This window comes from Allobosea sp. UNC402CLCol, assembly GCF_000745475.1.
Lineage (GTDB): Bacteria > Pseudomonadota > Alphaproteobacteria > Rhizobiales > Beijerinckiaceae > Allobosea > Allobosea spartocytisi.
Map to the genome: position 1 here is coordinate 109,849 of NZ_JQJJ01000015.1, position 20,296 is coordinate 130,144.

General features: G+C 62.2%; 21 protein-coding genes and 3 pseudogenes. 12 read left to right on the plus strand and 12 right to left on the minus strand.

Annotated elements, in window-relative coordinates; translation table 11 throughout:
* Positions 1–109: 109 nt before the first annotated feature.
* Positions 110–502 carry a toxin-activating lysine-acyltransferase gene (locus tag GY40_RS20575; RefSeq protein WP_156116023.1) on the minus strand — a complete coding sequence of 131 codons (393 nt, stop codon included), beginning with the start codon at positions 500–502 and terminating at the stop codon, positions 110–112.
* Positions 503–1,103: 601 nt separating this feature from the next.
* Between GY40_RS20575 and GY40_RS20580 the strand changes: the two genes are divergently transcribed.
* Together GY40_RS20580 and GY40_RS20585 are read left to right on the plus strand one after the other, a co-directional pair.
* Positions 1,104–2,042 (plus strand): GHMP family kinase ATP-binding protein, encoded by a 939-nt coding sequence (locus GY40_RS20580; RefSeq protein ID WP_038366283.1) that lies wholly within the window; start codon positions 1,104–1,106, stop codon positions 2,040–2,042.
* 41 nt (positions 2,043–2,083) lie between these two features.
* Positions 2,084–3,088 (plus strand): PLP-dependent cysteine synthase family protein, encoded by a 1,005-nt coding sequence (locus GY40_RS20585; RefSeq protein WP_248311236.1) that lies wholly within the window; start codon positions 2,084–2,086, stop codon positions 3,086–3,088.
* Between the two features lie 11 nt (positions 3,089–3,099).
* Here GY40_RS20585 and GY40_RS20590 read toward each other — a convergent pair whose 3' ends face one another.
* Positions 3,100–4,470, minus strand: coding sequence for a threonine synthase (locus GY40_RS20590; protein ID WP_081925569.1), 1,371 nt, complete (start codon positions 4,468–4,470; stop codon positions 3,100–3,102).
* 125 nt (positions 4,471–4,595) lie between these two features.
* Here GY40_RS20590 and GY40_RS27235 point away from each other — a divergent pair, with 125 nt between their 5' ends.
* From GY40_RS27235 to GY40_RS20605, 4 genes are all read left to right on the plus strand, one after another.
* Positions 4,596–4,862 (plus strand): helix-turn-helix domain-containing protein, encoded by a 267-nt coding sequence (locus GY40_RS27235; RefSeq protein WP_081925570.1) that lies wholly within the window; start codon positions 4,596–4,598, stop codon positions 4,860–4,862.
* Between the two features lie 148 nt (positions 4,863–5,010).
* Positions 5,011–5,736, plus strand: coding sequence for a LuxR family transcriptional regulator (locus GY40_RS20595; protein WP_038366289.1), 726 nt, complete (start codon positions 5,011–5,013; stop codon positions 5,734–5,736).
* A 72-nt stretch (positions 5,737–5,808) separates the two neighbouring features.
* Complete coding sequence (locus GY40_RS20600) at positions 5,809–6,432, plus strand: acyl-homoserine-lactone synthase (protein ID WP_038366292.1); 624 nt, start codon at positions 5,809–5,811, stop codon at positions 6,430–6,432.
* Positions 6,433–6,669: 237 nt separating this feature from the next.
* The gene (locus GY40_RS20605; RefSeq protein WP_038366294.1) at positions 6,670–7,194 is read left to right on the plus strand and encodes a GNAT family N-acetyltransferase; all 525 of its coding nucleotides are present in this window, start codon (positions 6,670–6,672) and stop codon (positions 7,192–7,194) included.
* Here the strand turns inward: GY40_RS20605 and GY40_RS20610 are convergent.
* The 6 genes from GY40_RS20610 to GY40_RS20635 are packed head-to-tail and all read right to left on the minus strand — an operon-like array spanning position 7,161 to position 11,694.
* Entirely contained in the window at positions 7,161–8,174 is a 1,014-nt protein-coding gene (locus GY40_RS20610; RefSeq protein WP_038366297.1) for a succinylglutamate desuccinylase/aspartoacylase family protein, read from the minus strand. The genes GY40_RS20605 and GY40_RS20610 overlap by 34 nt on opposite strands.
* 10 nt (positions 8,175–8,184) lie before the next feature.
* On the minus strand, positions 8,185–8,934 hold the full coding sequence (locus GY40_RS20615) for an amino acid ABC transporter ATP-binding protein (protein ID WP_038366543.1): 750 nt from the start codon (positions 8,932–8,934) through the stop codon (positions 8,185–8,187).
* A gap of 23 nt (positions 8,935–8,957) precedes the next feature.
* Positions 8,958–9,644 carry an ectoine/hydroxyectoine ABC transporter permease subunit EhuD gene (gene ehuD, locus GY40_RS20620; RefSeq protein WP_349236412.1) on the minus strand — a complete coding sequence of 229 codons (687 nt, stop codon included), beginning with the start codon at positions 9,642–9,644 and terminating at the stop codon, positions 8,958–8,960.
* Positions 9,607–10,266 carry an amino acid ABC transporter permease gene (locus GY40_RS20625; protein WP_038366546.1) on the minus strand — a complete coding sequence of 220 codons (660 nt, stop codon included), beginning with the start codon at positions 10,264–10,266 and terminating at the stop codon, positions 9,607–9,609. The genes ehuD and GY40_RS20625 overlap by 38 nt, the downstream gene beginning before the upstream one ends.
* An 8-nt stretch (positions 10,267–10,274) precedes the next feature.
* Positions 10,275–11,147: an ectoine/hydroxyectoine ABC transporter substrate-binding protein EhuB gene (ehuB, locus tag GY40_RS20630; RefSeq protein ID WP_038366302.1), complete on the minus strand. Its 873-nt coding sequence runs from the start codon at positions 11,145–11,147 to the stop codon at positions 10,275–10,277.
* Position 11,148: 1 nt separating this feature from the next.
* On the minus strand, positions 11,149–11,694 hold the full coding sequence (locus GY40_RS20635) for a hypothetical protein (RefSeq protein WP_051988350.1): 546 nt from the start codon (positions 11,692–11,694) through the stop codon (positions 11,149–11,151).
* 191 nt (positions 11,695–11,885) lie between these two features.
* Here GY40_RS20635 and GY40_RS27240 point away from each other — a divergent pair, with 191 nt between their 5' ends.
* Together GY40_RS27240 and GY40_RS28345 are read left to right on the plus strand one after the other, a co-directional pair.
* A complete protein-coding gene (locus GY40_RS27240) occupies positions 11,886–12,134 on the plus strand; it encodes a helix-turn-helix transcriptional regulator (protein WP_038366305.1) in 249 nt (82 codons plus the stop codon).
* Between the two features lie 130 nt (positions 12,135–12,264).
* The gene (locus tag GY40_RS28345; RefSeq protein ID WP_248311237.1) at positions 12,265–12,789 is read left to right on the plus strand and encodes a hypothetical protein; all 525 of its coding nucleotides are present in this window, start codon (positions 12,265–12,267) and stop codon (positions 12,787–12,789) included.
* 115 nt (positions 12,790–12,904) lie between these two features.
* Here the strand turns inward: GY40_RS28345 and GY40_RS28025 are convergent.
* Together GY40_RS28025 and GY40_RS20650 are read right to left on the minus strand one after the other, a co-directional pair.
* A pseudogene (locus tag GY40_RS28025) lies at positions 12,905–12,994 on the minus strand (integrase); the annotation flags it as partial.
* A 10-nt stretch (positions 12,995–13,004) separates the two neighbouring features.
* A complete protein-coding gene (locus tag GY40_RS20650) occupies positions 13,005–13,298 on the minus strand; it encodes a helix-turn-helix domain-containing protein (protein WP_038366308.1) in 294 nt (97 codons plus the stop codon).
* A 328-nt stretch (positions 13,299–13,626) separates the two neighbouring features.
* Here GY40_RS20650 and GY40_RS20655 point away from each other — a divergent pair, with 328 nt between their 5' ends.
* Positions 13,627–14,154, plus strand: a complete 528-nt coding sequence (locus GY40_RS20655) for a DNA-3-methyladenine glycosylase (protein WP_038366311.1) — start codon at positions 13,627–13,629, stop codon at positions 14,152–14,154.
* A gap of 216 nt (positions 14,155–14,370) precedes the next feature.
* Here the strand turns inward: GY40_RS20655 and GY40_RS20660 are convergent, their stop codons facing one another.
* Complete coding sequence (locus GY40_RS20660; protein ID WP_038366313.1) at positions 14,371–16,467, minus strand: catalase; 2,097 nt, start codon at positions 16,465–16,467, stop codon at positions 14,371–14,373.
* Between the two features lie 335 nt (positions 16,468–16,802).
* On the opposite strand from GY40_RS20660, the gene GY40_RS20665 reads away from it, so the two are divergent.
* Positions 16,803–17,747 (plus strand): cation diffusion facilitator family transporter, encoded by a 945-nt coding sequence (locus GY40_RS20665; protein WP_038366315.1) that lies wholly within the window; start codon positions 16,803–16,805, stop codon positions 17,745–17,747.
* A 44-nt stretch (positions 17,748–17,791) separates the two neighbouring features.
* Here the strand turns inward: GY40_RS20665 and GY40_RS20670 are convergent.
* A pseudogene (locus tag GY40_RS20670) lies at positions 17,792–18,238 on the minus strand (NAD(P)H-dependent oxidoreductase); the annotation flags it as partial.
* Here GY40_RS20670 and GY40_RS20675 point away from each other — a divergent pair.
* Positions 18,174–18,398: pseudogene (locus GY40_RS20675) on the plus strand (transposase); the annotation flags it as partial. The pseudogenes GY40_RS20670 and GY40_RS20675 overlap by 65 nt on opposite strands.
* Positions 18,399–18,509: 111 nt before the next feature.
* A complete protein-coding gene (locus GY40_RS20680; RefSeq protein ID WP_038366321.1) occupies positions 18,510–20,066 on the plus strand; it encodes an ISL3 family transposase in 1,557 nt (518 codons plus the stop codon).
* Positions 20,067–20,296: the final 230 nt, after the last annotated feature.

Sequence of the window (20,296 nt, forward strand, 5' to 3'; positions counted from 1 at the left end):
ATACGTCACCTCACAAGAACACATACTTCGCTTTATCGCGCCCTATGCTGAGCCATTAAGCGGGCAAGCAAGCAATATGACGGAAGTTATATTACTCTCTTTTAGCTTCTCATCGGCGATGACTAAGGAATTCACGGTAAAACTCTTCCGCGCCTCCGAATGGAGCTATTGTCCTGATCGCCCTAACGGTATCACCTGACTTCCAGTCCTCCGGTCGCAGCGTCGGGGCGCTTGCCTCGAGTCGCGCGTCCACCTCAGGCGAGACGCGGGCATAAAGCACCACTGCCGCCGGACGACCTTCATGATAGAACAGCCGGAACTGGCGCAGCAGGATCGGCGGCATCACCAACCACTCCAGATCGCTGATCAGATATTGCTTGAATTCCGGGCTTTGGCTCATCAGCCAGACGATCTCGCCCAGGATCGTGGCTACCGTTTTGTCCGCTCCCGAAGGCACATCCGTAGCTTCGGGTCGGGCACCATTCCCAGCATCGGCAACCAAGGCAGCACCGCATAGCAGCTCCAGATCCCGGTCGCCACCGACCCCTCAGATGCGGAGTTGACTATCCCTGCCCGAGGCACAAAAAAGCCGCAATACAACTTTGGCGTGAGAGCGCGCGTTTCAGGGATCTGTTGCGGATTTGATGCACATCTTTGTTTTCATTGTGTAATTCAGCGCAATAATCGAGTGCTCCCTTCACACCCGCCGACATACGTATTGCCAGGGGAGGATAGCACAGCTGGCCGCGCTGCCGGTTATCGCAGTCTCTCCTGGCTCCCACGGCATTGGCCAAGTGACGCATTCGCAATGTCTCCCGTTGGCGATTTGCCAAGGAGACTGCCCTCCTCCCAGGGGCCTGACCAGCACCGGTTCAGGTGCCAGGTGGCCAGTAGTCCCCAAATACCGCTATCGGATGGCGCCGGCATACAGGCATCCTTGCCTCGGCCCGGCGAGCCGCAAGCGGGACGGCACAGCATTGGGTTTGGTCGCCTAACGGCCAAGCCGCAGGCGGCCGGCGCCAGTCAATGCCGGAATTTGATGACGGCGGATTGGCACCGCCGAAGCCATCACTACGCCGGACGCCGATCGCTAGGAGCGGATCGTGGCTGCAGTCTCCGAAACAGCACCAATGGGCAATCCGCTGCCGGGGATCGGTGTCGGCGCTGCAAACGGCCACCATGGAGAGCTGCTTCAAGGGGTCTTTGAAGATCGGAACGGGCAACTTCATCGCGGCCTGGTCACCCTCCCGCTCGCAAAATTGGTATCGAAGGCGACGTTCACCTGTGCGGCTACGCGCGACCTCACCGTGCGTCCGGGCGACAAGGCGAAAGCAGGCTTGGCTGCCCGCAAGACGCTGCAGCATCTGGACGTTGCCGAAGGAGGCTTCCTCAATATCGAGAGCAATATTCCAATCGGCCATGGTTACGGCTCCTCGACCGCGGACGTTGTCGCCGCCATTCGCGCTGTGGCAGCAGCCCACAATGTCCAGCTGCAATCCTCTCGTGTCAGCAAACTGGCGGTCTCGGCGGAGCGAGCCAGCGACGCCATCGCCTTCGATGGGCACGCCGTCCTCTTCGCGCAGCGAGAGGGTACCGTCCTGGAGGATTTCGGCGGCGCACTACCACCTCTGTTGCTGGTCGGCTTCAAGCCGAGTGGAGCACGACCTATCGATACGCTGCATCTGCCGCCAGCACGTTACGATAGTATCGAGATTCAGCAATTCCGTGTCCTGCGCGCACTGATCGCCTATGCGGTCCGCTACCAGGATCCGAACTGCCTTGGGCGTGCGGCAACCGCCAGCGCGCGGCTCAGCCAGCGGCATCTGCCCAAACAGTATCTGGAACGGGTCATCGAAATCGCGGAAGGCGCTGGCGCGTGCGGCGTCCAGGTGGCGCATAGCGGTTCACTGCTCGGCATCCTCTTCGACCACACCGGCAAGAACTTGCGCCAGCGCGCGGAAAGCGTCGCGGCATCGGTGCAAAGATGCGGCTTCTGCGACGTCGAGTTTCACCAAATCAACGACGACGGCGCGAAATGGTAGCCTTGGACGATGACTATTTCCGCGCGCTCGAGAGGCCTCGCATGGCCGCGCTGGCTCCCAATCTGATCGCGGCAGCCTTCCCGCTGATGAAGCTCATGCCGGCGCGCTATATCCTGGACCGCGCAGTCGCCGATGGCGCACTCGAGGCCGGGATGCGCATCGTCGAGACGACATCCGGCACATTCGGCATGGCGCTCGCGCTGCTGTCGGCGGCGCGGGGGCATCGGCTCACGCTGGTCTCCGCCTCGAGCCTTGTCGACGCGCAGTACAGGGCGCGCCTCGACGGGTTGGGCGCGCAGATGATTATCACGGAGGATCGCGCTGGCGACGGTGATCAGCCGAGGCGTCTGCAGCGGCTCGAGCACATTCGCCGCCAGGAACCAGATTGCTTCTGGCCGAGGCAATACGACAATCTCGGGAACTCGCTCGCCTATGCGCGGCTGGCCGAACAGCTTGTGCAAACGGTCGGCGAGATCGATTGTCTTGTTGGCTGTGTCGGCAGCGGCGGTTCGCTGTGCGGGACGGGAATGTTTCTGCGCGAGGTCTTTCCGCATCTCATTGTCATTGCGGTCGACACTCACCGAAGCATCCTCTTTGGACAACCTGCCGGCAAGCGGTTGTTGCGCGGTCTCGGCAACAGCATCTTGCCAGGCAATCTCCGGCACGACCTCATCGATGAAGTCCACTGGGTCGGGGCATATCCGGCATTCAGCGAGTCTCGCCGCCTGTTGCGTGAGCATGGCATCTTTCAGGGGCCGACCAGCGGAGCTGCGGCCCTCGTTGGCAGGTGGGTTGCGAGCACCCGCCCCGGAGCCCGGGTCGCGGTCATCATGGCGGATGAGGGCCACCGATACGCGGAGACGGTCTTCGATGACGCGTGGCTCGGCTCGTTACCGGGCTGGCCTAGCTCGCCGCCTTCCGAGCCCCGTGAGCTGACGATCATCGAGCCCGGGTCCGAGGCAGACTGGACGCGGTTCGAGTGGGCAAGACGCAGCCTCGACCAGATCGTTCATGATGTATCTGGGAATGAAGGACGCCCGCACTAATCGGGAGCCGTCTACCTTTGCCTAGCCACCAGCGTGGCGCCATTGTGGCCAAGCCAATCCCAGGCTTCGCCCGTCGATCGAAAGATCGTTTCATCTCCCGGTTGGCACGATCGATCCAGATCCTTCAACCCACTGGCGGTGGCAACTGCTACCACATGATCATCCGGGGCTATGACACCTTCTTCACGCAATCGCGCAATCGCAAGAAGCGGTGTGACCGAGGCCAGTTCGGCGAAAATCCCCTCATCCTGGGCGAGGCGCTCCTGCATGTCCACAAGCCCGTCATTGTTCACCGGTACGGCACGGCCGGAGGACTCGCGCAAGGCTTTCAGGGCCTGGTAAGTGCTGCGTGCCGCTCCGATCGAAACAGCAAGGCTTTCGAATGCTGGGCTGCGTTCTTCAAGCCTGTCGCTACCGGTGGCGAGCGCTTGCGCCAGCGATCCATGCACTTCGGCCGCCACCATCCTGGGCAGTCTGGAGATCGCGCCTTGCGCAAACAGTTCCTGAAATCCCGTCCAGACACCAAACAGCGCGTCGCCATAGCACACCGGCAAAACACACCAGTCGGGGGCGATGCCACCCGACTGCTCGACGATTTCATAAGCGATGGTCTTGTAGCCCTCGATGCCGAGGGCGTGACTGCCAACAACGGGCGCATGATAGGGCGATGCGATGAACCAGCCATGGCGTGTCGCGGCTTCGGCAAGCAGGGTCCAACGATCCATCTTGTTGGCGAGCGGCAGAACGGTTGCACCGCATTTCCTGATCTGAGCCAGCATGGCATTGGCCGCCCCGCCGAACGTCGCGACAACACAGCCAAGCCCAGCGCGGGCAGCGTAGGCGGCCAGCGAGGCTCCAGCATTGCCGGATGAGGCCGTCGCCACCACCGTTGAACCTTGAGCGCGCGCCACCGACACCGCAACCGTCGAGAACCTGTCCTTATGCGACCAGGTCGGGTTTCGGCCCTCGTCCTTGATGAACAGGTTCGGAACTCCAACTGCTCGACCGATCCGGGCGGCCTCGATCAAAGGCGTTTGCCCCTCTCCGAGCGACACGGCATCGTCGAGCGAGCATGGCAGCGCATGGGCATAGCGCCACATTGATCGCGGCGCGTTTGGGGCGATCGACAGCGGATCGACGGGCGAAGCGTAGACGGGTTTGAGATTGACCGGCGCAGCCTCGCGGCAAGCCGGACAGCCCCTCGAATCGATCTCGGTGCTGGCGGAATAGCAGGCGCCGCAGCGGATGCAGCTAAGCGCGATGATGTTCGCACAGCCAGGTACTGCGTGATCCTTCGGAGGCCTGTTCTCCAGCTCGTATCGATGGCTGGTTGCAGGGTCCGAGCCGCCTATTGGGAGCGCGCTAACAGGTTGGCTGGCCATCGCAATTCCTCTGTAAAGGATCGTTCGGTCGCCAACCGGTTCAAACAGGCGCCTACCTCTCTGTCAACGCGGAATGTTCACTAGAGTGTGTCGCACCATAGTGTGCGTCACCGCACCTTTCAGGGATGAAACTTCGCGCCGTGTTTGGTCTGAACGTGCAGCGCCTCCGAAGGGAAAGAAAGCTCTCGCAGGAGCAGTTGTCTTTCGTCTCGGGGCGCACGCGGGCCTATATCAGCAGCGTGGAAGCCGGACGGCGTAACGCTACTCTGGACACGTTGGAAATCCTGGCGAAAGCGTTGGGCGTCGAACCTCAGGATCTGATCACCGCAAAAGCGCCGGAGAGACGCGCTGGACGTTCAGCCAAGCGGTCGACCTCACCTGCGACGGACTGATCTTCAGTCTCCGGTCCGCTGTATGACGGCCAAAGATCGTGAGCCGGCTTGACTCCTACATTGGACAATCGGCGTCCACGGCATTGAGGCCAATCGCAAAACACGCTTAGGTTGAAGCAGACATTGCAAGACCTGCCGAGGTCTATCGATGAAGAACGCGACCGTTTTGGAGCTTTTCGCGGCGATAACCGAGATCGACGCCGCCCATTCATCTGAACGCGCCGTCGAAATATTTCAGGGGCTTCTCCGGCGCTACGGCCTACACAGTTTCTTGATCGCCAGGTTGCCGGTCCCTCACGACAGGCAGTGGCATCGTGCGATCCTGCATGATGGATGGAGGAGTGAGTGGTTCGCTCGTTACAAGTCCGCCGGCCACTTCCTTCACGACCCTTGCGCCGCTCACTGCCGCCTCGCGGCGCAGCCATTCCTCTGGCATCAATTGCCCAGGGGCGGTTTGACGCCGCGAGGCCGTCTCGTCATGGATGAGGCCGCTGAATTCGGTATGAAAGATGGAATTTGTGTTCCGATCCATGTCCCGCTTGCCGGCCCAGCCGTGGTGACGGCAGGCAGTGACCGCGTCGAGGTACCACCCAGCGCGATGCCTCTGATCGAAGCACTTTGCGTCCACATGTTTCGCAAAGTGGGCTTGAAGAGCAAATCGGATAACGAGGAGGGTTCGCCCTTGACGCCGCGGGAGCGCGAACTGTTGCAGTGGAGCGCGCAAGGCAAAACGACGGATGACATATCCAGTATTCTTGGGATATCGACCAACACAGTCGAGAGTCACCAACGCAACATTCGCGAAAAGCTCGACGCGATCAACGTCGCCCACGCCATCGTAAAGGCGTTGCGCAGGTACGAAATTCAGATCTAGCAATACCGGAATTCTGGCATAAATTTTCCAGCGCCGCCGACCTACCCGGTTCCTGTATCGTCGGGAGGGATAATGGCTGCAATTCACGTTGTCACCTGGAACAACAGACGGCAATACAGACGTGAGCTGGAGCGATATTTTCGCATCCGCTACGATATTTATGTCAAACGGCGGCAATGGCATGCGTTGGCGCGACCCATCAATATAGAGATGGATGCATTCGACACCGAGCATGCCGTCTATTTGCTGGCGCTCGACAGCGTCGGCAAGATCGTCGGCGGGTCGCGGCTTGTACCGACGCTGCAGCCCCACCTGCTCGGCGATGTGTTTCCTGGGCTCGCGCCCGCCGGGGCGCCGCGGGCGCCAGACATCTTCGAATGGACGCGCTTCTTCGTCAGCCCCGCCCTGCGCAGCCGCGGCAGATCGTCTCCGATTGCCGGCATCGTCCTATGCGGCGTGCTGGAGGTCGCTCACAAACTCGGCATCCGGCAGATCAGCGTCGTATGTGAATCATTCTGGCCGAAGCGTCTGCGGGCCTTCGGGTGGAGCATTTTAGAATTGGGCGATATCCTGCAGCACCAAGACGGCGACATCATCGCGCTGCTGATCGACGTCACACCGGAAGCGATCGCAAGCACCCGCCGAGCCTATGGCATTCGGGAGCCGATACTCGCGGAAGCCGCGACGACGGGCTGACCCGGCAGCTGGGCATGCTGTCCCTGAGAGCTGGAAGAGTTACGGAGCGCGTGATCGGTTTCCGGAGCCAGAGTTTTCCTGGACATCGGCCATAATGTCATCTGCACGATCCGCCAGCCAGATGCGACTTCGGCCCCGATTGGCAGCACGTCAAGTCCATCTCCGGATTCCGTCAGGCTGAGCTGGAACAATGCGCGCAAGACTGATCACCGATTTGACGGTTCGGAGGGGATCAAAATGGCGGTCTCGTTGCGTGAGCTCGGTCTTGACGATGAGGCTGCCGTCGCCGGCATCGCCATCGATCCAGACAAGGAACCCTATTCCGGCGGGCCTATCGGCGACGTCTTCGACCAGCTGCGAGCCTCGCCGCCGCGCCAGATTCCTTTTGCACTTTGCGATGGCGGCAGAGTCGTGGGCTTCATCGTCGCGCGGGAAGAAGCCGCTCTGCCCATCTGGGCGGAGAAAGGTTGCATGACGCTGAACAATCTGCGGATCGACACGCGCCTCCAGGGTCGTGGCTATGGCAAGGCGGCCATCCGCCTCGCCGCGCAATGGATCGCACGGGAACGGCCGGCCGTCACACATGTCATGTCGAGCGTGAACGTCGCCAACCTCGCCGCCTTCAACTTGAACCTGGCCTGTGGCTTGACTCCCACCGGACGGGTCGTCGAAGGGCGTATCGGTCGCCAGCGGATCATGATGGCTCCGGTCGAGCGCCTTTGCGGCGATCAGCCCGGGTCAATGTCGATGAGGAGCTTGTAAAGGCAATCGCCGGCCTCGGTCAGCATCGGAGCACGCCGACAGGCAACCATCCCGCTCTCGGTGAAGGAGACGGGCTCCGGCTCCTGCCACGGCCGATCGATGGCATGGATGACACCGGCAAGCTGGCCGGCCTGGACGTCAGCGCCCAGTTCCGCTGCCGGTTCAAACAGCCCCTTGCGCATGGCGTAGACAAAGGCCCCCCTGCCCCGAACTCGCATGAATCGCGTTGGCGAGCCAGGATCGGCGCTCGTGCCGGACAACAGGCCATAGCGTTGCAGAACGCGGCGCAGTCCTTGCTCCGCGATCGCCAGGCCGGCCCTCGACAGCGCGGCGCCACCGCCAAGTTCGGCGGTGAGCACCGGCACCCCCATCCTCTGCCCGGCGGCCGAGAATGTGGTCCTGCCGCCGCCGCCGGAGCCGTCGCTGATAGAGGTGATCGGAGCGCCGAACGAAACCGCAAGGTCGGCAAGCTCCCGTTGCTCCTTCTCGCTTCCACCGCTTCTGATCAGGGCGCATGGCACGTAGTCGCATGAGCGTCCGCCGGCGTGAAGGTCGATCGCAAGCTCCGCCATGGGGAGGAGCACGGTGGCGACGTAATGCGCGATCATGGCCGTTGGGCCGCCAACGGAATCGCCTGGAAAGGAGCGGTTGAGGTTGCCCGCGTCCAGCGGCGAGACGCGCCGGCCGGCCTCGACGGCAGGGGTGTTGAGCGCGGGCAGGATAATGATCCGGCCCCTCACATCGGCCGGATCGATTTGACGCGCCAGCGCGGCGAGCGCGATCTGCCCCTCATATTCGTCGCCATGACTGCCAGCCATGAGCAGGGCCGTGGGACCCGCTCCGTTCCGGATGCACACGATGGGGATCGGCACCACGCCATATCCCGACAAATCCGTCGAATGGGGCACACGCAGCCAGTCGCATTGCTTTCCATTCGCCTCGAAGTCGAGCGGCGTCCAAACCTGCGTGTAACCCGTCATCGACGTTCTCTCAGTGCTTCAGGATCGTTTCGAGGAAAAGTCGTGAGCGGGGGTGGCCCGACATGCCGAAGAAGTCGCGCGCGGATGCGCGATCGATGATGCATCCTTGATCCATGAAGACGACCTGATCGGCGACTTCGCGGGCGAAACCCATCTCGTGGGTGACGCAGATCATCGTCATGCCGTCACCGGCCAGCGCGACCATGACGTCGAGCACCTCCTTGATCATCTCCGGATCGAGCGCCGAGGTCGGCTCGTCGAAAAGCATGATGCGCGGGTTGAGGCAGAGTGCGCGGGCAATCGCCACGCGCTGCTGCTGTCCACCGGAGAGCTGCCCGGGATAGGACATGGCCTTGTCCGGTATCCTGACCTTTTCTAAATGAGCCATGGCGATGTCTTCCGCCTCGCCGCGGCTGCGGCCCGCGACGCGCCGCAGCGCCAGCGTGCAGTTGGACAGCACCGTCAGATGTGGAAACAGGTTGAAGCTCTGGAATACCATGCCGGTCAGGCGGCGCGCGGCGGCCGTCTCCCTGGCATTGACGCCAAGCGTCGTTCCGGCCAGACGCAGCGTGCCTTTCTGATAGCTCCCCAACCCGTTGATGCAGCGGATGAGGGTCGATTTGCCCGAACCCGACGGTCCGCACACCACGACGCGCGCGCCGCTTGCGACAGCAAGGTCAATGTCGTTCAGCACGTGCAGCGCGCCGAACCATTTGTTGAGGCCCTGGATATCGACGATAGCATCCAATTCCGCGCTCATGTTCCGATCCGGCTTGCGGTAAGTCATCGCGCGCCGACTGCAAGCAGGCGCCGTTCGAGGCGCTTGACGCCATGGGAAATGACCAATGCGAGCACCAGGAAGATGAGACCCGCAACGACCAGCGGCTCGGTGTAGCGATAGGTTTCCGAGGCAATATCGAAGGCGCGTCCCAGCATTTCGGGAACCGCCAGCACTGCCAGATAGGGCGTCGCCTTGAGGATCGAGACGAAATAATTGCCGAGCGGGGCCACGATATTGCGCAACATCTGTGGCGCGATCACGTAGATGACCGCATCGCGCCGACTGAGGGACAGCGCCCGGGCCGCCTCCGACTGGCCTTTCGGAATGGCGTCGATCCCCGCCTTGAAGACCTCGGCCAGATAGCCGCTGTAATAGAGGCTGAGGCCCATGACGCCGACTGTCATCGAGCCGAGGCGAATGCCGTAGAATGGCAGGACGAAGTAGAGAAAATAGAGCCAGGCCAACACAGGTGTCGACCGGATGAAGTCGATCACGAAACCGGTCGTGAGGCCGGCGACGCCACCGCCGCGTCGCACCATCTCGAAGAGAAAGCCGATTGCGGCGGCACCGATGCAGCTTAAGAGCGCCACGCATAGGGTTATCCCGACCGCGCCAAGAATTGTCGGCACGCTGGACAAGGCGAAGGCCAGATCAAATCCCACCGGAGCGGCTCCCGGGTGCGGCGACACGCGCCTCCAGCCAGCGTCCGGCCAGGGCGATCGGGTAGCAAACAACAAAGAAGGCAAGGAGCAGCGCGGTGTAGATCGCGACGGGATTGTATTCGGCCTGCGCGATTTCCTTGGCGCGGAACGTCATGTCGGTCAGTGTCACGAGCGAGACCAGCGCTGTTGCCTTCACCAACTGGATGAGCGTGTTGACGAAGGTCGGGCTCATCGCGATCAGCGCCTGTGGCAGCTCAATCAAGAGGAGGATCGCCGGGCGCGACAAACCAAGGGCCGCACCGGCCTCCTTCTGCCCGGTCGGAATCGCCTGCAGACCGGCCCGCACCGCCTGACTGGCGTAGCCGCCGGCGTTCAGACCGAGAACCATGGCGCTCACCGTGAGGGCCGACAAGGTGATCCCGACGACAGGCAGCGCGTAATAGAAGACGAACAGCAGGATGATGACGGCGGAGCTGCGCCAGAATTCGATAACGCCGGTCACCAGCAGACGGGTGATGCCCTGCGTGAGATATTGGGCGACGCCGAACACGAGCGCGAAGGGAACGGCAAAGACAAGGCCATAGGCGGTAACCGCCGCCGTTGTGCCGAGCCCTTGCAGAATGCCCAGCCAGATGTCGAAGAGGCTCATCGGCATCCCTATTGCCTCCGGTTGCAGAGGTCGGCGGTGGCGATGCCCGGCGGAACGGCTTCCTGCTCGCCGAAGCCGTATTTCTTCATGATCGAGGCGAAGGCCTGGGTGCCTTTCAGCTTGGCCAGTTGCTCGTCGTAGACGGCGCGCAGATCGACATCCTGCTTTCGGAAGGCGATCGCCGCGAAATTGGTATGTGCCTTGCCTACGTCAAATGGCGCGACGCGTTCGAGGCCGTCCGCGCCCTTGCCGGCCAGAAGACCGATGACCGTCGGCGATGCCATGAGTGCTGTGTCGATCCGGCCGGCGCGTAGCGCGGAGAGGTTGGATTCGATGTCCGGAAACAGCAGCATCCGGCTGTTGGGCACGCCCGCCGCCCCGGCGTTGGTGGTGACGACGCTGCCGCGACCGGCTCCCATGACGATGTCTTCGCGAGCGGCGATATCGGCATAGCCATGGATCTTCTTTGGATTGCCAGCCAGGACGATGGCCGCATCCGGGGCCTGGAGATCCGGCGCACCGAAGGCGACCTGCTTGCAGCGGTCAGGGGTGATCGAGAGACCCGATGCGACGGCGTCGAAACGGCCCGCCAGAAGGCCCGGAATGAGCGCTCCGAACTCGGTCACCTGGAACTCGAGGTTCTTCACGCCGAGATCGGCGAAGGCAGCTTTGAGAATGTCGGGGTGCCATCCGGTGGGTTCGCCTGTCTTCTCGTCGCGAAAGCCCCAAGGCGAGCGGTTATGGATACCGACGACGATCCTACCCTCGCGCAGGATTCGTTCCTTGGTCGTTTCGGCAAACGCGCTGCTTGCGTTCGAGATCAACAGCAAGGCAGCCGCGATCCCGAACAGCCCGATCCCTTTCACAGCCCGTGCTGCCATTTCACCTCTCCCGTTGGATGACTTGACCTTGCGCCCGGCAAAGGTCGGTCCCGCCGACGTCTTCGCGGTCGCTCTTCGGAGCCGGGCATGAATCGGCGATCGTCCGGCCCATCAAACGCCGGAGATCCTCCAGAGCGGACCGGACGTGCGATACTGGAAAATCCGCCAGGTCCGTATTGTCCTCCGCTTCGATCGCGATGACGGAGAGCTTCGCGGCGATCCCAGCCAGCGAGCTAGCGGGCGTCCGGGCTAGGCGCTCCAGGAGCTCTTGTTGGTGCTCGGCAGCCAGCGTCTCGGCGGCCTTTGCTTTGGAGTAGGCCCGGCTCAGGCCATCGCGGCCCCCTGCCCTGCTCGCAGGTTTTCCGTCGACGCACTCCGAAGAAGGCCCTCGCTCCAACAGTGCGATCTCGAGCCGCTGCTGCTTCAAACACCGCTCGGCCGTTACGGCGTGAGCCTCGGTCCATGCCAATGACAACGCCAAGGCCGGGTCCGCCAATGTCGCTGTGCCTGTCGACTCGAAATGCGTAGGACGGGGCATGGACGTCATCCATTCTCCCGCCCAAGGGTGACGGAAGACAAAGTCGTGGTATTGTCGGAATCAGCCGGAAAGCGGCTTCCGAACAACGTCGTGAGGTAGTGTCATGCGAAGTCGCTCGCGCAACCGCCGCCAGCATCAGCCGACACGAGCATAAAGCCGTTGTTTTTGACCACTGTCAACCAAAAAGAACGACATTCAGAATGATTTTGATTTCCCTCGCGCAATGTCGGGCGGCGAGAGCCATGCTTGGATGGAGCCAAGGAGATTTGGCAGATGCGGCCAAAGTATCTCGAACAACCGTCGTCGATTTTGAACGCGGCCTCCGAACGCCTCACCGAAATAACCTCGACGCAATTACGCGAGCCTTCGAGAAGGCAGGGATAGAGTTTATCCCTGAGAACGGTGGCGGAGCTGGGCTGCGTTTAGCCAAGCGATCCGATCAGACCTGAGTCGGTCCAGAACTTTCGACCGGAGGATGTCAGGCGAAAGTGGATCGCGCCATTGGTACCTGTTTCGGCAATGCCGCGGAGACTTGGTGAGCTGTAGCCGTCTTTGAAGACGCGCGCGAGAAACGGGGCCGTGAAGCTGGGCTTGTCGAGCTTCAGACTCGGATGGCGGCGTTCCAGCAGTTCTAAGATTCCGCCCCGCACTGCCGCCCGCATGCTGCGTTTAATGCAGTCGGAAGACGCCTGTCGCGCTGGCACAGAGCCTGTCGGCGGCAAACAATCCCACTTCGCCGAAGCTGAGGCTCGGCGATGGCCTAAGGATTCTGGGCCGGGCCACGATCAGGTCACCGATCTCGATGCGGTCGAGAAAGGTCATGTCGAGCTTGATCGTGACCTGTGGCCGATTGCCGGTGAGTGCACGCGACGCCGTTCCCAGCGCACGATCGGCCAATGCGCAGATCACACCGCCCTGGACGATGCCGGATCGGTTGCGGTGCTTCTCGGCGGTGGCGAGCGCAAGTTCAAGCTCATCGCCCCGCCCTCGCTGCCAGAATGGACCGATCAGTCCGCGTTACCAGACGCTCCGAGTGGGCAGCTAGCTCGCCAGCACTATCGCTCTCAAATATTGGCTATCAGCCGAGGACGGCGGATTGATTGATTTCAAAGGATTCCCGGCCGGGTTGCCGGCATGGTTCGCCCACCGGTATTCAGCCACCTTTTTCGGCCTTTTGACGAACTTCACAACCTTACCCATGCCGGCTCGCCAAGAGCGCCTATTTCGCTTCGCGCGAGTAGAGCTCGGCGTGCTTGATATCTGTATGGCCGACGGTGTCCATGATCCCTCGGGGGAGACCCGCTCCCCCCGCGCAACCGCTACCGCTCGAGATCACTGAGAAATAGTTTTCGGAAGTTCTCGTCATCGAGTTCCCTCCGGATGACCGCACAGGCATCGTCCCTTACGTCAGCCGGGATGGCCTCGGTCGATCCCGTGGAAGCGGCGAACCTTAGGCTGAGACGCTCGATGGCCAAGATGTGGATCCTTTGCAGCTCGGCTCTCCCGCATTCGACGGCTTGCCAATCTGGGGGTGGAATGCCCAGCTCCTCGGCCAGCTGACTCCGAGACATGCCCATCGCCTTGCGCAGGACCATGATCTCGCCAAGCGTCATGATTGCCTCCCAATTGATCCGTGCGCCGGCAACTCAACGTTGGTTAGGCATCTGCGTTCCAGAGGTTTAACGCGAGGCACGGAAACGGGCGGAGGCCTATCCGCCAGAGACGGAGTGATAGACGCCGCCGGAAACGCGGGAGCGCCGGTCCTCCTCTTCGGGTATCAGAAGACACGTGTATCTGCGGCCGAGGTCTGCTACGCTGGTGACGATCTCCACGGCTTCTCGCTAGCCGGATCGGCCCGAGCAATTTCCAGGACCCGGGATTTTCTACTGCGGCGGCGCGAACGCTTGCCTCCATGTCACGAAACCACGCCCAGCCTCTGCCATGACGGAACTCGATGCCCCTGCCCTCGCACAGCGGCTTATCGGGGTCGCATTGCTGGTCGACGGCGTGGGTGGAACGATCGTGGAGACCGAGGCCTACACGCGCGACGATCCGGCTTCGCACAGCTTCCGAGGGCCCACTCTTACCAACGCGGCCATGTTCGGCGCGTCTCTTCACGCCTACGTCTACCGGTCCTATGGCCTGCATTGGTGCCTCAACGCCGTCGCGGTCGACGGAGGCGCGGTTCTCATTCGCGCGCTCGCTCCGGAGCGAGGAATCGATCGGATGGCGGATCGCCGCGGCGGCCCAAAAAACCTTTGCTCGGGTCCCGGGCGGCTTGCGCAAGCCCTCGGCGTCAATGCCAGCCACAATGGACTGAGCCTATCGGAGCCGCCATTTCTTCTGATCGATAGGAGCAGCCCGCCGATGCTGGTGTGCGGCCCGAGAATCGGAATTTCGAGAGCCCTGGACCGCCTCTGGCGCTTCGGCCTCGCCGGGTCCCCTCACCTAAGCCGGCCCTTTGCGTAGCCGCCCCGCCGGTCGGCGGCCAGCGTCGCGGACCAGATTACGGCCGGCAATTTCGCGGCAGCGCCTTCGCTGTGCGATCTTCTCTGGCGTTCCCAGCGCGAAGCTAGCTTTGCTGCAAAAACGCCCCTCCACTTGCGGTGAGACTGCCCACACAAAGCTGGCCACGACCGGCAGACCCATCTCATCCCGAGCGGACACGGCAGCCTTGTTGTCCGTTCAGGCCAGAGTGCGGACACTGGGCTCGCGGGCCCATTGGCGCGTGCGCGCGGGCTGCAGGAAATCAGCCGCTGAATTGCCGAGCGCGACCACGCCGTCGTCTGGCACTACACCGGCCTTGTCGAGAAGTGGCTTGGCCTCTGCACTGTAGCCGATCGCCTTGAGATGCCCGAAAGCGTCCTTGGCAAAGTCGATCGCCGCACCCTCTTTCAGCAGCGCGGCGCAACCGGCCTCCGAGACAATGATCGCGATCGCGTCGAAGAGCACAGAGGGCGCGCCAGCGAGCTGGCCATCGGCCTTGAGAGTCTTGCCATCCTTGAGCTTCACCCCGCCGATCTTCGGCGCGACGATCTTGACGGCTCCGCCATCGCCTTCGACGGCAGCCTTGACGGCTGTGATCCGGACTCCGTCCGCCCCATCAGAGACAAGTATGCCGACAGTCCGGCCCTTCAGGGTCTCGGGGTACTTGCCGACGATGCGGAGTGCCGGCGATGGCTCCATGTCCATCGGGATCGCTGCGGGCTTCGAACCCTTCGGGAGAGGCATGGCGAGTCCGTCTGCAACGCGCTGCGCCAAGGCCTCGTCGACATTGACGAGGTTCGACATCACGCGGTTGCGGACATGCTCCAGCGTGACCTTTGACAGCTCGAAGACGAGTGCGCTCGCGAGGTGGGCCTGCTCGATCTCACTCTGCGAGCGGAAGAACAGCCGCGCATGGCTGTAGTGGTCAGCGAAACTCTCCGCGCGCAAACGCACCTTATGCTCCTCGACCGGGATCGCCGCCGTCCGGAAGCCGCCGACAGGGTCCTCGCGCGGGCCTCCGTCTTCGCCAGCCTCGGCAAGGCTGTTCGGTTCGTAGTTCGCGCGGCCGGTGAAGACTTGCGTCTGCATATGTCCGTCGCGCTGCAGGTTCTGGAAGGGGCAGCCCTTGGCTCTGTTGATCGGGATCTGGTGGAAGTTCACGGTCCCGAGCCGCGAGAGCTGCGTGTCCTGGTAGGAGAACAGCCGGCCTTGCAGGAGCGGGTCTTCCGAGACATCGATGCCAGGCGGCATATTGGTTGGCAGGAACGCGGCCTGCTCAGTCTCGGCGAAGAAATTGTCCGGGTTGCGGTTCAGCACCATGCGGCCGATCATGCGGATCGGCACCAGCTCCTCCGGGATCACCTTGGTTGCGTCGAGGATGTCGAAAGGCAGCGCGTCGGCTTCGTCCTGGCTGAGCAGTTGCACGCCGAATTCCCATTCCGGGAAGTCCCCCTTGGCGATGGCCTCATGCAGATCGCGGCGATGGTAGTCGGGATCGGCGCCGGCGATCTTCACCGCCTCGTCCCAGCATGTCGATTGCGTGCCGAGCTTTGGGCGCCAATGGAACTTGACGAAGGTCGGCTCGTCCTTGTCGTTCAGCAGGCGGAAGGTGTTGACGCCGAAGCCTTCGATCATCCGAAGCGAACGTGGGATGGTCCGGTCCGACATCGCCCACATGATCATATGGGTCGCTTCCGGCATCAGTCCGATGAAGTCCCAGAAGGTATCATGGGCGCTGGCGGCCTGCGGGTAGCCGCGATCGGCCTCCATCTTCACGGCATGGATCAGGTCGGGAAACTTGATCGCGTCCTGGATGAAGAAGACCGGGATATTGTTGCCGACGAGGTCCCAATTGCCTTCCTTCGTGTAGAACTTCACTGCGAAGCCACGCACGTCGCGGGGCGTGTCGACCGAGCCTGCTCCACCGGCCACCGTCGAGAAGCGCGTGAAGACCTCGGTCTTGACGCCGACCTCGGTCAGCACCTTCGCGCGGGTGAAATCGCCGAGTGATTCCGTCAGTTCGAAGAAGCCATGGGCGGCCGAGCCGCGGGCGTGAACGATGCGCTCAGGGATGCGCTCGTGGTCGAAATGCTGGATTTTCTCACGGAGGATAAAGTCTTCCAGCAGCGTCGGACCGCGACCGCCGGCCTTCAGCGAATTTTGGTTGTCGCTGATGGGAACACCATGATTGGTGGTGATCCGCGCATCGGCTGCAGAAGCTGCTTGATGTAGCTCGCCGCCATTGCCGACCTTGGCTTTGGAACCGGAAGCATCGTCGCGGGGGGAGCGGGCCATCGAACTTTATCCTTCATTGGCTAGCCAGCCGCTGATCCGCGTGACGAAATCGCGGCTGCATGCCAAGCGCTGGGAACGACGCGCGATCGGTTGGACGAAGACCAGGCAGAGTGAACCCGCCATGGCATAGTCCTGTGAAAACGACGTGGAAGGTTTCTAAGTTCCCGCTCAGTCTTGTGGTTTCTGAGGGCGACACGGAAGCTTCGCTGCAAGACAGGAATGGTTTGCCGATCAATGCAAAGCGCGCGGGTTGGGAGACCATCCTCGATTTGGGGTCCTCGAACCGCGCCGGGAACCCTCGTCATGACAGCTCGTTGCGCCTAGGCGGGGGCGGCATGGCGGCGCATTCGGGATCACGGAAAGTCATCTACGCGGCGCTGGCAGGGAATTTCCTGATCGCGGTGACGAAATTTATCGCCGCGGCTTGGACAGGCAGCTCGGCGATGCTGTCGGAGGGCGTTCACTCCCTGGTCGACACGGGCAATGGCGCGCTTCTGCTCTATGGCTTGAACCGGGCCGCTCGGCCACCCGATCTCACGCATCCCTTCGGGCATGGCCGTGAACTCTATTTCTGGAGCTTCATTGTCGCGCTGCTGGTTTTCGCGATTGGGGCCGGCGCTTCGCTGTACGAGGGCGTGACGCATGTCATTACGCCGCATCCAGCAACGAACCTGACCGCGAACTATTTCGTGCTCGGCCTCTCGGCCTTGTTCGAAGGCTATTCCTGGGGGGTCGCGCTGAAGGAATTCAAGGTTGCCAAGGGCTCGCTGAGCTACTTCGCCGCCGTCCGGCAAAGCAAGGATCCGAGCGTCTTCACGGTGCTGTTCGAAGACACCGCAGCGCTACTCGGCTTACTCATCGCATTCATCGGCATCACGGCAGCGGCTTATTTCGAGCGGCCGGAGCTCGATGGCGTGGCCTCGATCCTGATCGGCGTCATTCTCGCTGCCACCGCGATGCTTCTCGCACGGGAAAGCAAGGCCCTACTCATCGGAGAAGCCGCTCTGCCCCATGTGCAGGAAGAGATCAGGGCTGCAGTCGAGGGTGATCCCGATGTCGAGCGTGTCAACGGCATGACAACGGTTCATCTGGGGCCCGATCAGATCGTCGTGGCTCTGAGCCTCGAATTCAAAGATGACCGCTCCACGGGGGATATCGAGGATTGCGTGGAGCGCATCGAAGCGAGGCTGAAGAAACGCCGCTCGGACATCGTCTCGATCTTTGTGAAACCGCAGACCTCTGCCGCTTGGCGGGAAAGGCGTGCCAAGCTGGTCGAGTAGGATTCGGTCTCGCCGGAGGCAGCGCTTCTTGGCGTTCTGTTCTCTCAATAGCCCGGATAGGCATGCCGCTTCAGCAAGCCGGCTAGATGTGCTGCATTGCGCGCGAGCATTCGGTTCGTCTTGGCGGTGGTTTCAGGAATTTCGTCGAGATCAATGAAGTTCACGCTGCCCATCGCCTCGCCGACCCAATAGGTCGGGCCGCCCGCCGCGATCGTAAACCCGACATCGAACAATGCCTGGGCGATTTCAGCAGAAACGTGATGGGCTCCATCCTCATTGCCCACGACGGCGATGGCAGCGACCTCGCCATAAGCAGGCGTTCGGTTCTGATCGTCCGCTTCGTCGAGGAAGGCATCCATGCGCTCCAGAACGCGCTTGGCGACGCTCGATGGCTGGCCTAGCCAGATCGGGGTGCCGATGAGCAGAATGTCGCAAGCATCGATCTTGCGCCTGAGCGCCGGCCAGTCGTCGCCTTTCCCTTCGTCGGAGGAGAAGGCGTTCATCCTGAAGCAGGGTGTGGACGGGATTCCGGTGGCGGAGATCTGCCGGCGGGCCGGGATCAGCCAGGCGACCTATTTCAATTGGAAGAAGAAGTACGAGGGGCTTCTGCCGGCTGAGATGCGCCGGCTGAAGCAGCTCGAGGACGAGAATGTCAAACGGCCTGCAAAGTTGCCCCTCGATCGGCGTCCAATATTGGGTCTGACTCAAATCTGCTGCAGGTAGGGGCTGTTCTGATGCTGGTTTCCAGAAGGAATCAGCGCGATGAAGAAGCGATTTCGACCAGCCAGCCTGGTTCCCACAGGTTTGATGGTCGACGGTATCGCGATCGAAGGCGATCGTGTTGTTGTCCGAGCCCGGTCCGCCACCAGCGCCTGTCCATGTCCTGACTGCGGGGTGTTCTCGCAACGGATCCAAAGCCGGTATTTCCGGCGAGCAAAGGACCTGCCTCTCAGCGGCCGACGCGTCGAGCTCCAGGTCCTCGTCCGGCGATTTCGCTGCGATGCGGTCCTGTGCGGCCGTCAGATCTTCGCGGAGCGCTTTGGTGACCGGGTCCTTGCGCCGCGAGCGCGCCGGACCGATCGTCTCGATCATATCGTCCAGCATCTGGGGCTCGTGTTGGGCGGCCGGCCCGGAGCGAGTTTTGCCGCCAGGATAATGCTGCCGGTCAGCAATGATACGCTGCTGCGCGTGGTCCGGCAGCGTGCCAGGGTGCCGAGCGAGCCGCTGCGCGTGATCGGCATTGACGACTTCGCATGGCGGCGCAATCACCGTTACGGCACGATCGTTTGCGACCTGGAGAGGCGTCGGCCGGTCGTGCTGCTTTCCGACCGGGAGCCGGCAACATCGGAAGCCTGGCTCCGCCATCAGCAGTTGGTTCATACAGTCGCCCGTGACCGTGGCGGGGGCTACGGAGAGGCCGTGGCGCGGGCCCTGCCGCAGGCCGCCCAGGTTGCCGACCGCTGGCACCTGATGGAGAATGCCAGCCGCGCTTTCCTCGACGCCGTGCGCAAGTCGATGCGCCAGATCCACAGCGCTATCGGCGCCACCGTCGTCAATCCCGCGCTCCTGACGGCGGCGGAGAAGCTGCAATATGATGGATATCTGCGGCGCGAGGAGACGAACGTAGCGGTCCTCACCCTCTGGCGGGAGGGCGTGCCGATCAAGCAGATCGTCAAGCGCACGGGCCATCACCGCCAGACCGTCAGGCGGATCGTCCGCGGCGAGCGGAGCGACGTCTTCCGACCTCGCCAGAGTTCTCTGGAAGCGCATCTACCCTGGTTGGATGCCCAATGGGATGCAGGCGCCCGTAATGCATCAGCCCTTTGGCGCACAATGCGAAGGAGCGGCTTCCGGGGAAGCCTCAGGGTCATCTCCGAATGGGCAACACGCCGACGGCGCGCGGAGAAAACGGACGCAAGCAGCCTTGCGCGCGTCCCATCGGCCCGGACCATCGCGAGGTTGATGACCACCGGTCGCGACAATCTCACCAAGGCCGAAACTGTTACGATCGCGGCAATCGAGAACGGCGTGCCGGCCTTGGTCGAGACCCGCGAGATCATCACCAACTTCCATGCCATGATCAGGGCGAGGCGGGCCGAGCCCTTGGCTTCCTGGATCGAGCGCGCCTCCCAAAGCCTCGTCGCCTCATTGACGAATGGCGTTCAACGAGACGAGGCCGCAGTGCGAGCGGCAATCCTCTCGACTTGGTCAAACGGTCAAACCGAGGGCCAGATCACCCGTCTCGAGCTCGTCAAACGCCAGATGTACGGGCGCGGGAAGATCGATCTTCTCCAGGCGCGTCTGATCGGCGCGCAATGATCCCAAACGTCAGCGAGATTGCGTCAGACCCAAAGTTGGACGCCGATCCCCCGCCTCACGGGGTCAAACTTGCACGCCGAAACACATTTTTGGGTAAGCAGCGGGGTACGACGTGGGGTACGCAGGAATTTCGCGATTCTCGTAAACAGCTGTTTTTGCTATGTTATTTGTTCTTGAAAAACCTTGGTGGAGCTGAGGTGAGGCGATCCTTCCCGAACCAGATGGCAAGG